The 13,573-nt window shown below is 29.1% G+C and carries 10 protein-coding genes; 1 reads left to right on the top strand and 9 read right to left on the bottom strand.

Going from position 1 to position 13,573, the window contains the following annotated elements; genetic code table 11:
• Positions 1-62: 62 nt before the first annotated feature.
• The 4 genes from GOQ27_RS02935 to GOQ27_RS02950 form a co-directional block, all read right to left on the bottom strand.
• Positions 63-3,536, bottom strand: coding sequence for a DNA polymerase III subunit alpha (locus GOQ27_RS02935; protein ID WP_203365329.1), 3,474 nt, complete (start codon positions 3,534-3,536; stop codon positions 63-65).
• A gap of 149 nt (positions 3,537-3,685) precedes the next feature.
• Positions 3,686-3,958, bottom strand: coding sequence for an HPr family phosphocarrier protein (locus tag GOQ27_RS02940; RefSeq protein WP_203365330.1), 273 nt, complete (start codon positions 3,956-3,958; stop codon positions 3,686-3,688).
• Complete coding sequence (whiA, locus tag GOQ27_RS02945) at positions 3,958-4,920, bottom strand: DNA-binding protein WhiA (protein ID WP_203365331.1); 963 nt, start codon at positions 4,918-4,920, stop codon at positions 3,958-3,960. The genes GOQ27_RS02940 and whiA overlap by 1 nt, the downstream gene beginning before the upstream one ends.
• Before the next feature lie 12 nt (positions 4,921-4,932).
• Positions 4,933-5,349 carry an NUDIX hydrolase gene (locus GOQ27_RS02950; protein ID WP_203365332.1) on the bottom strand — a complete coding sequence of 139 codons (417 nt, stop codon included), beginning with the start codon at positions 5,347-5,349 and terminating at the stop codon, positions 4,933-4,935.
• Between the two features lie 188 nt (positions 5,350-5,537).
• Here GOQ27_RS02950 and GOQ27_RS02955 point away from each other — a divergent pair, with 188 nt between their 5' ends.
• Positions 5,538-6,554 carry a M42 family metallopeptidase gene (locus GOQ27_RS02955; RefSeq protein WP_252187723.1) on the top strand — a complete coding sequence of 339 codons (1,017 nt, stop codon included), beginning with the start codon at positions 5,538-5,540 and terminating at the stop codon, positions 6,552-6,554.
• A gap of 39 nt (positions 6,555-6,593) precedes the next feature.
• Here GOQ27_RS02955 and GOQ27_RS02960 read toward each other — a convergent pair whose 3' ends face one another.
• From GOQ27_RS02960 to murB, 5 genes are all read right to left on the bottom strand, one after another.
• Positions 6,594-7,973, bottom strand: coding sequence for a tryptophanase (locus tag GOQ27_RS02960; RefSeq protein ID WP_203365334.1), 1,380 nt, complete (start codon positions 7,971-7,973; stop codon positions 6,594-6,596).
• 103 nt (positions 7,974-8,076) lie between these two features.
• On the bottom strand, positions 8,077-10,338 hold the full coding sequence (locus GOQ27_RS02965) for an ATP-binding protein (protein WP_203365335.1): 2,262 nt from the start codon (positions 10,336-10,338) through the stop codon (positions 8,077-8,079).
• 101 nt (positions 10,339-10,439) lie between these two features.
• Entirely contained in the window at positions 10,440-11,753 is a 1,314-nt protein-coding gene (locus tag GOQ27_RS02970) for a gluconeogenesis factor YvcK family protein (protein WP_203365336.1), read from the bottom strand.
• Positions 11,743-12,624: an RNase adapter RapZ gene (gene rapZ / locus GOQ27_RS02975; RefSeq protein ID WP_203365337.1), complete on the bottom strand. Its 882-nt coding sequence runs from the start codon at positions 12,622-12,624 to the stop codon at positions 11,743-11,745. Before rapZ ends, GOQ27_RS02970 begins: the two co-directional genes overlap by 11 nt.
• Positions 12,625-12,644: 20 nt before the next feature.
• Positions 12,645-13,559 carry a UDP-N-acetylmuramate dehydrogenase gene (gene murB / locus GOQ27_RS02980; RefSeq protein WP_252187724.1) on the bottom strand — a complete coding sequence of 305 codons (915 nt, stop codon included), beginning with the start codon at positions 13,557-13,559 and terminating at the stop codon, positions 12,645-12,647.
• Between the last annotated feature and the right edge of the window lie 14 nt (positions 13,560-13,573).

A 13,573-nucleotide genomic window follows, 5' to 3' on the forward strand; every position in this document is an offset into this window, starting at 1 on the left:
CTTTTAATAATAATTTATACAGAGTAATTATACCATAATTTAAAAATATATAAAATTATATACTAAGAAAGTTTCACATTTTCTCTCCCTAATAACTTATTTAATTCTTCTAATAATCCCTTATTACTAACATCTACCCAAAAATCTCTATCAGCCATCACAGTTTTTTTATTTTTCTCAAAATATACATATACAGGAATGTCTCCATTATAGTTTGAAAGAATACCCTTAATTTTATTTAGATTGTATTCCTTATCTGCTATTTTCAAATATAATTTACTTTTCTTATTTTTCATAAGTGGTCTTATTGAAGAACAAATTATTTTTGGTTCATCTTCTTCACTTATTGATAGTTTCCCTTCTACGATAACAATACTATCTTCTTCAATATATTTAGTATATCTATCATAAACCTTAGGGAATATAATAAGTTCTACAACTCCAAATAAATCCTCTAAAGTGGCAAAAGCCATCATATTATTATTCTTAGTTATTTTATTCTTCTTTGAAATGATTATACCGCCAATTTTAATTTGACTTCCATCCCTATGAACTAAATCACTATTACCTTCTTTTATACTATTATTTACTTCTATAATTTCACTAGTATTTAGTGTAGATATTGTATTTAATTCTTCTTCAAGGCTAGAAAGAGGGTGACCACTTATATATATTCCTAACATTTCCTTTTCCATAGATAACAAAGTTCTATCAGGAAAATCTTTTATATTAGGCAATACATCTTCTTTTATATTATTACCTTCTTTTGAGGCTATATCCTGAAACATATTGAACTGTCCTTGAATATTCCTCTTTTTATCCTGTTGTACCCCTTCTAAAACTCTTTCATATATAGCTAATAATTGAGCTCTATTTCCTTTTACAGAATCAAATGCTCCAGCCTTTATAAGACTTTCTATTGCTCTTTTATTTAAAGATTGACTTTCAACTCTACTACAAAAGTCTGTAAGACTGCTAAATTTCTCACCGATAACCCTTGCTTTTATTATTGAATTTATTAATCCTACTCCTACATTTTTTACAGCAGCTAATCCATATCTAATTCTTCCCTTAGATACGGTAAATTTTGCATAACTTTCATTCACATCAGGAGGTAATACTTCTACTCCTAGCTTTTTACTTTCTTGAATATATAAAGACACACTGTTTGTACTGCCCATTACACTAGTAAGTAAAGCCGCCATAAATTCTACAGGATAATAATATTTTAGCCAAGCTGTTTCATAAGCTAATACTGCATAGGCGGCGGAATGAGATTTATTAAAAGCATATTTAGCAAAATCTATCATTTCATCATATATTTTATTTGCAGATTTTTCATCCACTCCATTTCTAATAGCTCCAGCAATTTCAATATTACCTTCTTCATCCTCTTTTCCATAGATAAAATGTCTTCTCTCTCTTTCCATAACATCCATTTTCTTTTTACCCATAGCTCTTCTTACTAGGTCGGATCTTCCCATTGAATATCCACCCACATCTCTAACTATTTGCATTACTTGTTCTTGATATACCATACAACCATAGGTAACTTTCAATATAGGTTCTAAAATTGGATGGGTATAATCAATTTTTTCTGGATGATTTTTATTTTCAATATATCTAGGAATTTGCCTCATAGGTCCTGGTCTAAATAAAGAGTTAGCAGCCACTATATTCTCAAACTCAGTAGGCTTAAGCTCTTTTAAGAATTGTCTCATACCAGCACTTTCAAATTGAAATACTCCTAAGGTTTCCCCTTTACTAAACATCTTATATACTTTAGGATCATCATAGTCTGAATTAGAAAGGTCTATCTTTTTATTATAATTTTGTTTTATTAGGGTCTTTGCATCTCTTATAACAGTAAGATTTCTCAATCCTAAAAAATCCATTTTTAATAATCCTAATTCTTCTAACTCTGTCATTGTAAATTGGGTAATTATTGAGTCATTATTTCTTCCTAAAGGAACATATTCTGTAACAGGAAGCTTAGAAATAACTACCCCTGCTGCATGAGTAGATGTATGCCGCGGCATACCTTCAACGTCTTTGGCTGTATCTATGAGACTTTTCACAGTATTATCTTCCTCATAGGATTCCATTAATTTATTATTAACACTCAAAGCCTTATCTATAGTCATTCCTAGCTCCATAGGGATTTGTTTAGCTATATAGTCTACCTCTCCATAAGAAATATCTAATGCTCTCCCTACATCCCTTATAGCACCTCTCGCAGCCATAGTACCGAAGGTAACTATCTGAGCTACTCTATCATCCCCATATTTTTTTATAACATAATCTATAACTTCTTCTCTTCTTTCATAACAGAAATCTATATCAATATCAGGCATGGTAACTCTCTCTGGATTTAAAAACCTTTCAAAGATAAGGTTATATTTGATAGGGTCAATGTCTATTATTCCTAAGGTATATGATACTAAACTTCCAGCAGCAGAACCTCTTCCTGGTCCCACCATAATTCCATTATCCTTAGCATATTTGATAAAATCCCATACAATTAAAAAATAATCTACATATCCCATATCTTCAATAACTTTTATTTCATATTTAAGTCTCTCTTGTATTTCCTGGGTGATATTTTCATACCTTTCTTCTAATCCTTTATAGCATAATTCTTCAAAGTATGTCTCATTAGTATATCCTTCTGGTATATTAAATTCTGGTAAATGAAGAGTGTCAAAATCAAGCTCAACATTACATCTATCTGCTATTTTTGCAGTATTATCCAATGCATCTAACCTATGAGGAAATACTTTTGACATTTCTTCATAGGTTTTTAAATAGAATTCAGTAGAAGGAAATTTCATTCTATTTTCTTCATTTATTGTTTTTCCAGTTTGTATACATAATAATACATCATGAAATTTGGAATCTTCCTTATTAGTATAATGAACATCATTTGTTGCAACTAATTCTATATCTAACTCTTCACTTAGTCTTATTAATTTTTCATTCACTAATTTTTGTTCCTTAATACCATGGTCTTGAATTTCTAAAAAATAATTTTTCTTTCCAAAGGTATCTTTATATTTTTTGGCTATATTTTTTGCTTTATCATAATTATCATTAAGTAAATTCTGTTGGAGTTCTCCACCAAGACAGCCACTTAATACAATTATACCTTCTTTGTACTTTTCTAATATGGTAAAATCTACTCTTGGCTTATAATAAAACCCATTTACAAACCCTTCTGATACTATTTTAATCAAGTTTTTATATCCTATATTATTCTCAGCTAATAAAACTAAATGATATTGGCTTTTATCCTTACTAGGATCTTTCCTAGTATATTCTCCCATAGAAACATATACTTCACATCCTAATATAGGTTTTATTCCTTTTTTTACAGCAGATTTATAAAAATTCACAACCCCATACATTACTCCATGATCTGTTATGGCTACACTATCCATTCCTTGTGCTTTAACTCTATCCATAAGTTTATCTACTCTAGAAGCACCATCTAAAAGACTATATTCCGTATGAAGATGTAAATGTGTGAATCTTGACATTCTGATCTACTCCTTAAAAAAATGTTTTATCTAATATTCAACAATAAGTTAAAAAAATAGATAGTGATATATCACTATCTATTTATATATTTTATCATATTTAATTCTATAACAATTAAATAGTTTTTAATCAATAACTTTGATAATAATTATACATATTCTTCTTCTAATTTATTGATCAAAAGATTTTCTAAATGATCAATTGCTTTTTTTTCATCCTCACCGGTAGCAAACATCGTTATTTCGTCCCCTTGACATACACCTAAAGCCATTATTCCCATTATACTTTTTGCATTTACTTTTTTTCCTGCCTTCTCTATAGATATATTACTTAAGAACTTGCTGGCTGTCTGAACAAATAAAGCTGCTGGTCGTGCATGAAGACCTATCTTATTATTTACAGTAACCTTTCTAGACTCCACTATAAATCACCTCTCTCCTTTTTCAAATCCTCTGCTATCTTCTCTATTTTTCTTAATCTGTGATTAACTCCTGATTTACCTATAGTAGGTATTAACATATCTCCTAATTCCTTCAGACTAGCTTCTTTATTTATCAATCTCAATTGTGCTATTTCTTGTAAATTCTCTGGTAATTCATCAATGCCTATTGTATTTTCAATATATTTTATATTTTCTGCCTGTCTGAGAGAAGCATTTATAGTCTTGCTCAGATTTGCCGTTTCACAATTTACTATCCTATTTATATTGTTTCTTATATCCTTTAGAACTCTAATATTCTCCAATTCTAATAAAGAAGTATGGGCACCAATAATATTTAACAAATCAACTATTTGTTCTCCCTCTTTAATATATACTACATAATAATCCTTTCTTATTACAATCTTAGAATTTAAATCAAAAGAATTTATAATTTTTGATAAATCATTAGCATGTTCTTCATTATGCGTTACAAATTCTAAATGATAAGTTTTTTCAGGATCACTTAAAGAACCCCCACCAAGGAATGCTCCTCTAATATATGCTCGTCTACAACACCTATTCTTTATAATGTCCCTAGGTACTCTATAATTAATATTTAATATATTTTTATCATCAGATGTAAAAAGTCCAGTATCCCTTACTATTTTATCCACACTATGGGGATCATGGATAATCATTAAATAACTATTATTCTTTTTTAATTGCTTATTCTTTCTAACCATAACTTCTGTGTGGGCATTATGAAGCGTCTTTATTAAAGTGAATATACGTCTAGCAATGGCAGCGTTTTCAGTAGAAAATTTTAAATTTATCCTACCACTTCCAGTAAATTGAATAGTACCACTCATTCTTACCAATGCTGCCAATTCTGCTTTTGGACAACAAGAATCTTTTATTTCTAGTCTTGATAATCTATTTTTTGTTTTAGATGAAAATGACATTTCTATCTACTCCTAATTTGAACTAATCTCATTAATTGCTTTTTTAATTATTTTTCGCTCATCTTCATATTTAGCAATCATTACTGCTCTTTCAATATGAACAAATCTAGCTTCTACAAATCCTTCATTTTTCTGAGGAGCACAATTCATGCTTTTAGTATCCATTAGATACCAGTGAACTGTCTTTTTTACTAATTCATTATTATATCCTCTATTATTTCTAAAGCAATAGTTTATATTACCTATATATTTAATAACATTTCCTCTAACATTTCCTTCTTCATATACTTCTCTGACAGCAGCATGTAATAAACTTTCGTTATCTTCTACTCTTCCCTTTGGAAGAACCCAATCTCCATTATATTTTTTTAATAATAGTATGGCATTCCCAAATATAACGACGCCCCCTGAACTTATCTCTTCTCTCATATAATCACACTCCTGTTTATATACTCAAGAGTTGTATCATTTATTTTCCCACTAAAACTTTATTATATTATACCATAAGTTTTACTACTTAAAATAGTTGAATTAAATAATAATTATATTATACAATGATAGTATAGTCAAAAAATTCTAAAAATGAGGTGTTGTTTATGGTTATTGATACAAATTACATGAAGTATATATTAGATAAACTTCTAACTACTCCTAGTCCTACTGGTTATACAGATGATGTTATGAAATTAATGCTAAATGAGTTTAGTTCTCTTAACATCGATACATATTTTACCGAAAAAGGAGCATTAATTGCTACTATACCTGGAATTAATGATGACAAGCATAGAACTTTATCAGCTCATGTAGATACTCTAGGTGGTATGGTAAAGGAAATACAGTCAAATGGTAGGCTTAAATTAACTCAAATTGGTGGTTATGATTGGCATTCAATCGAGGGAGAACATTGTACAATTATAACTTCTACTGAAGCTAAATATACTGGTACTATTGTTTTGAATAAGGCTTCAGTTCATGTTCATGGTAGTAAATCTGATAAGTCTGATAGAGATGAAGACTCTTTAGAGGTTAGAATTGATGAAAAGGTAAAATCTGAGGAAGATGTTAAAAAGTTAGGTATTGGTGTAGGAGATTTTGTTAGTTTCGACCCTAGAACAGTTATTACAGAAAATGGTTTTGTAAAATCAAGACATTTAGATGATAAGGCTGGTGTTGCAGTACTATTAGGTATTGCTAAATTTCTTAAAGATAAGGACGTTACTCCTAAATATACAACACATTTCTTTATAAGTAACTATGAAGAAGTAGGTCATGGTTCTAGTGCTTCTATACCTTCAAAAACTTTTGAATTTATAGCAATAGATATGGCAGCTGTAGGTGATGGTCAGACTTCAGATGAATATAAAGTCACTATATGTGCTAAAGATTCTAGTGGCCCTTATGACTATCATTTAAAAAAACATTTAGTTAAATTAGCTGAGAAAAATAATATAGACTATACTGTAGATATTTATCCTCACTATGGATCTGATGCCAGTGCAGCATTAAGAGCTGGTTGGGAATTTAAACATGGATTAATAGGCCCTGGTGTTGATAGCTCTCACGCTCATGAAAGATGTCATATGGATTCTATAGAAAACACTATAAAATTAGGAATTGCTTATACAATAGAATAGAAGTAAAAAAGATGGGCTAGTAGCCCATCTTTTTTACTTCTATTCTATTGGTTTTAATTTAGCTATAAAATGTCTTAATACTTTTGGCTCATAGGTAAAGTCATAGCCTTTTAATTGGTCTTTTCTTTCATTAATATTTTTAAAAGCTTCCACTATAACATCCATATGATTATTAGTGTACACTCTTCTAGGTATAGTTAACCTCAATAATTCTAATGGTGACTCTAATTGTTCATTAGTGTCTGGATCTCTACCTAGAAGGAATGATCCTATTTCTACTGCTCTTATTCCTGCTTCTTTATATAATTCTACACATAGAGCCTGGGCTGGGAATTGGTGATATGGTATATGAGGAAGCATCTTCTTTGCATCTACAAATACAGCATGACCTCCCACAGGCTTTTGAATAGGTATACCCGCTTCGTCTAATTTTCTACCTAGATATTCTACTTGACCTATTCTAGACTGTAAATAATCTTCTTGTACTACCTCTCTAAGTCCTCTAGACAATGCTTCCATATCTCGACCCGAAAGTCCACCATAGGTAGGAAATCCTTCTATTGGGATAACATTTTGTCTTACTCCTTCAAATAGCTCTTCATCTTCCTTTAGAGCAATCATACCCCCCATATTTACTATTCCATCCTTCTTAGCACTCATAGTAAGTCCTTCACCATAGGAAAACATTTCTTTTATTATTTCTTTTATTTCTTTATTTTCATATCCTTTTTCTCTTTTCTTAATAAAATATGCATTCTCTGCAAATCTAGCAGCATCAAAGAAAACTCTTAATCCATATTTATCTGCTACTTTTTTAACCTCTTTAATATTTTTCATTGATACAGGCTGTCCTCCAGCACTATTACAAGTAACTGTTATAATTATGAAAGCACAATTTTCAACACCCTTATCTTCAATAAAGCTTGTTAGTTTATCTATATCAAAATCGCCTTTAAAAGGATGCTCTTTTTGAGTATCATATGCATCATCAATAACTAAATTAACGGCTCTACCGCCTTTTAGTTCAATATGAGCTTTAGTAGTATCAAAATGCATATTTCCTAATACATACTGTCCTTCTTTTATTAATAAAGGGAAAAGTACATTTTCGGCTCCTCTACCTTGATGGGTAGGAACAAAATAATTATATCCTATTATATCCTTTATACTATCTTTAAGGTTATAATAATTTTTACTACCAGCATAGGATTCATCTCCTAGCATAAGTCCTGCCCACTGATTATCACTCATAGCACCAGTACCACTATCAGTCAACAGATCAATGAAAATATCTTCGCTTTTTAAACCAAATTGATTATATCCTACTTCTTCTATTCTCTTTTCTCTTTCTTCCTTTGGTATTAGTTTAATAGTTTCTACCATTTTAATCCTATATGGCTCTGCCATTTTTTCATACATTTAAATGCCCCCTTTATATTAATTTCTAAAATATTTTATTATTTAAAATATTTTGACTATATATTGTTATTCTATAATTCTTAGAAAATACCTTCATTTTTTCTTAGTTTATATCAGAGAATTCTATGTTAGTTATATGCTCTAACTCTTTTTTTGTTCTCTTCATACTAGATCTATCTTTATTTTTTATTTTTTTATCTGGCAAACATATACTAAATTCTGTTCCTTCTCCTTCCACACTGTTGACTACAATATTTCCATCCATTTTTTCAATAAGTATCTTTACTAAGTTTAGTCCTAATCCTGTACCTTCACTTACTCTTGATAATGAACTATCTATTATGGTAAATTTTTCAAATATTTTATCTAGTTTATCTTCTGCAATTCCTATCCCACTATCTTTAACCGAAATACATATTCTATCTTCCTTTTGAAAAATATTAACTATTATTTGTCCCCCTTCTGGAGTAAACTTAGTAGCATTAGATAATAAATTCAGCAGTATTCTTTCATATTTTTCAATATCTAAAGAAATTATCTTTTCTTCAAATTCTGTATCAAAAATCACCTCAATACCTTTACTATCAGTTAGATGAGTAATAGAATTAGTTATTTCTTCAGAAAAAGATATTATATCAAAATTACCCTTAGTTAATTCTAAGTACCCTGCTTCTGATTTTTGTATATCTAAGAAGTTATTTATAAGCCTCAATAATCTATAAGAATTAATCTTAATTTTTTCTATATGACTTATTGCATTTAAACTTAATTCTTCTCTATATTTATCAGTTAATAGCAATTGAGATGCAGCTATAATAATATTTGCTGGAGATCTTAATTCATGTGATATTATTGAGAAAAATTGATCTTTGGCTTTTAAAAATTTTAACTCTTGAGTTATATCCACACCAGCCATAACCACGGACTTCAAATTACCGTCATCATATAATGGAGTATCTGTAACTTTTAATGTTACATTAGATTTATCCTTTAATTTCATGTCTAATTGTTTCGAATCTAGGAATACTTTATTTTCCAATCTATATATCATATAATCAACTTCACTATCTATATTGTTAATATCTCTGAGTTCATATAATGTTTTACCCTGCATCTCCTTAATCGTTAATTTTTCACCTATAAATTTATTTATCAGTTCATTTCCATATTTATTTATATATTTAATATTTAAATCTGGATATTTTAATAAAGCTACAGGAATATGAAATCTATCTAATATATCTGTAAACAATTTATCTCTTTCTCTAATCTTTTTTTGCACTCTTTTTATTTTTGTAATATCACTAATGGTTTCTACCCATCCCATAATTTCATTATTCCTTTTGATTGGCTCTACATTTATATTATAAAATTTAATTTTGCCTTGTTTAGGTATAACAACTTCTTGTAAATTACCTTTTGTCCCTGTCTCTTTTCTCTTTTCCCAAAAATCGTATATTCGTTGCTTTTGTTTCCATGATTTATTAGTTAATTTTAAAATACTTTTACCTATTATATCCCTAGTTCCTGAAACGCCTTCAACTATATCTCTGTATTTATCATTAGCATCTAATATTATATTTCCATCATTAGAATAATAAGCCGTTCCTATATCCTGTTGATCGAAAATTGCCTTTAATAAAAGACGTCTATTTAGATACCTTTGATTTAGTTCTATAAACTTTTCATTAACAAAAGCATCATCCTCTATTGATCTTTTACATTGATTTTTTATAGAATTTGTGTCTATGAAATTCATCCTCTTTAATTCTCTCTCTACTCCATTACATACCATTAATAAAGCCTTATAATAATATTGGACGTTTAATTTATCAGGAATAGTCATATCTAAAATACAAAATAAATTCCCTACAGTATCATGAATAGGAATAGATATCTGAGCTATACCTTTCCTATTAATTAAATAATGCTCATATCCTTCAATAATAATAGTTTTATCTAGTAAGTATGCTTCTCCAGGACCATTAGTTCCCATATATTTATTTTTCCAACAAACTCCTTTTTTAAGCCCGATTTTTTCTAAAGTTAAACTATATTCCTTATTTCCCCATTGATGTATCAAATGACACTTCCTATCAAATACATTAATAATCATTTCATTATCTTCAAGTGAGTTAATTAATAATATATTTGCATAGGATCCTATAATTTCTAATACTTCAGTATACTGTTTTAAAATTGCTTCAAACTCTTCTTTTTCGTACTTTATTGTCACACCTGAAGCATTTGGTTTAATTTCATAGGATTGAGATCTTGACCAACTTTTTTTAACTAAAGGATTTAATCTTTTACCGTTACTCATTGCTGTATATATTTCATCCCTTTGTTCCTCATCAAAATTCATATAAGCCCCCCTTATCATCCATATTATTAATTAAACATAAAAAGATAAAAATCCTTTTTTGTAGACAGAATTTTTGAAATATTTTAAAATAAAAAAAGATATTAGCTTTTACTAATATCTTTTCTACTATTTAGGAATTCTAAAATAGGTAGTTTATGATTTTGAGATAATGAAGTAATAATTTGACTTAACCTTATAGCATCATGTCTTATATAATCTTTTTTTATATCAATCAGATTATCTTCTATAACTGTTATTCCCTTTATAATTAAATAATCATTGTCCTCTTCATTTAATAAAACAGGAGTTGCCCCATCCTCAGAGTACTTCTGTAATACATTAGCTGGTAACTTTTCATTATTAGTAATTACATAATCAATTATTTTTTCACTACTGTGCTTAATAATAGCCCTTACATGATCACTTACTGAGTATCCATCAGTTTCTCCCGGCTGGGTCATAACATTACTTATATATATTTTAGTAGCTTTAGTATTTTCCAACTCTTTAACTATATTTTTTATTAATAAATTTGGTATTACACTAGTATATAAACTACCAGGACCTAGTAATACAATATCTGCTTCTCTAATTCTATCAATAGTTTCAACTAAAGGATTAAGATTTTGTGGTTTTAAAAAAACTTTTTCTATTTTACTTTTTATTTCTTCATTTACTACAGAAACATTTGATTCCCCTTTGATAACTTTACCATTTTCCAATTTTGCATATAATGTTACATCTTCTAAAGTCATTGGTAAAACTTCTCCAGATACAGCTAAAACATTAGCCATCTCTTTTATTGCAAATTCAAAATTGTCATATATACCATTCATAGCGGCTATAAATAGATTTCCAAAACTTTGGCCCTTCAAATTTCCTTCAGTAAATCTATATTGAAGTAATTTTTCCATTGTAGGTTCTGTATCCGCTAATGCTAAAATACAAGATCTAATATCTCCCGGAGGCAACATACCTAAATCCTCTCTCAGAATACCTGAACCACCACCATCATCTGCAACTGTTACTACAGCTGTAATATTTGATGTATAATTTTTCAACCCTCTTAGAAGGACAGAAAGTCCAGTTCCCCCTCCTAATACTACAACCTTGGGACCTTTATCTAATACTTTTTTCTTATTTATCATATTAGAAACTGAGTTTTTACTTAAATCAACTTCATATTTATACTTATTAATTACTCCTAGCAATGTACCAAGTCCATACTTTAAAGAAATAAATAAAAAGATAGTACCTACAATTATCATAATAATATAAATATACGGTTCATCAATTGTAAAATTAATGTACTTATATATAGGAGATAATCCTAGAGAAAATAAAATAATCCCTATTCCCCCTAATACAATCCACCGTTTTATTCCTATTTTTATTTTCATTTTATTAATTTTCATTGGATCCCTTCTTAATATTTATATTACTATCTCTATGTTTTATCATTCCTTTGAATTTATTATTCTTTAAATAATGAAACAATTCATTGGCAATAGTTACTGATCTATGTTTCCCTCCAGTACAGCCTATTGCAACAATTAGTTGACTTTTACCTTCTTTTATATAAAAAGGAATCAAGAAACTAATCATATCATTTAATTTATTTAAAAACTCTTTAGACTGATCCCAGTTCATTACATAGTCTCTTACCCTCTTATCATTTCCTGTAAACTCTCTTAATTCATCTATATAATGAGGATTAGGAAGAAATCTTACATCAAATACTAAATCTGCATCTAAAGGTATACCATGTTTAAATCCAAAAGATACTACAGATATAGTAAAATTATCTTTTTTTTCTCCTTCTAGGAATAAACTTTTTATTTTCTCTTTTAAATTTCCAATTGTGTAATTAGTAGTATCTATTAGATAATCAGATTTCTGTCTTATCTCAGTTAATATATCTCTTTCCTTTGATATTCCATCAATTATTTGTCCATCAGGAGATAACGGATGGGGTCTTCTAAGTTCTTTATATCTCTTAATTAGCACTTCATTTGATGCATCTAAGAACATTATTTTATAATTGTATCCATAATCTTTGAGTTTACTTAAGTTCTCAAATAAATCATCAAAGAATTCTCCACCCCTTATATCTACCACTAAAGCTACTCTTTTTACCTTTCCCATGGATTGATAACATAGTTCAGCAAATTTAGGAAGTAATGAAGGTGGTAGGTTGTCCATACAATAAAAGCCTATGTCTTCCATCACTTTTATAGCTTGACTTTTCCCCGCTCCAGATAATCCTGTAACTATAACAAATTCCATATTATCGCCTCCTAAGGATATTATTCTTCTCCTACTATTAATACTTCTCTTTGAAGCTCTACTCCATGTCTATCTTTCACTGTTTTTTGTATAGTTTTTATCAAAGTTAATACATCTTCACATGTAGCATTACCTAAGTTAACTACAAATCCACAATGCTTTTCAGATACTTGAGCATCTTTATATCTAAATCCTCTTAATCCTGATACATCTATTAACCTACCTGCATAATCTCCTTCAGGTCTTTTAAATGTACTTCCTGCGCTAGGAAGCTGTATCGGTTGTTTTGTATTCCTTCTTTCAGTATAATCATCCATAGAGTTTTTAATATCATCATAATTCCCTTTTTCCATTTCCATTTCGACTTCAACTACTAATAGTTTTTCTTCATGCACTCTACTATGTCTATATCCAAAATGCATTTCTTCTTTGGAATATTCTTTAATATCTCCGTTTTCATCTATGCATTTTACTTTAGTAATAACATCTTTAAGTTCAGTTCCATAAGCACCAGCATTCATTGCTACTCCTCCACCTAATGACCCGGGGATACCACTAGCACCTTCTAATCCTGTAAGAGAATTTTTTAAAGCCATCTTCGCAACTCTGGATACCTTTGCTCCAGCTTCTGCTATTATTTTATTACATTCAACTTTAATGTCATTTAAATTATCGTCAACTTTAATAACTAATCCTCTTATTCCTTTATCTCTAACTAATAGATTTGTTCCATTGCCAAGGACAAAGTAATCTATATTATTATTATTACAAAACTTAATTAACCTTGATACATCATTAATATTCTGTGGATAAGCCATTACATCTGCAGGCCCACCTATTTTAAAATATGTGTGTTCTTTCATTAGTACATCTTTTTCTAATTTAATATTACTAAATTCTTCATTTATTAATTCATAAATTTCATTTTTTTTCAACTACACCAACTCCT

The organism is Anaeromonas frigoriresistens, from assembly GCF_016820655.1.
GTDB classification, from domain to species: domain Bacteria; phylum Bacillota; class Clostridia; order Tissierellales; family SIT17; genus Anaeromonas; species Anaeromonas frigoriresistens.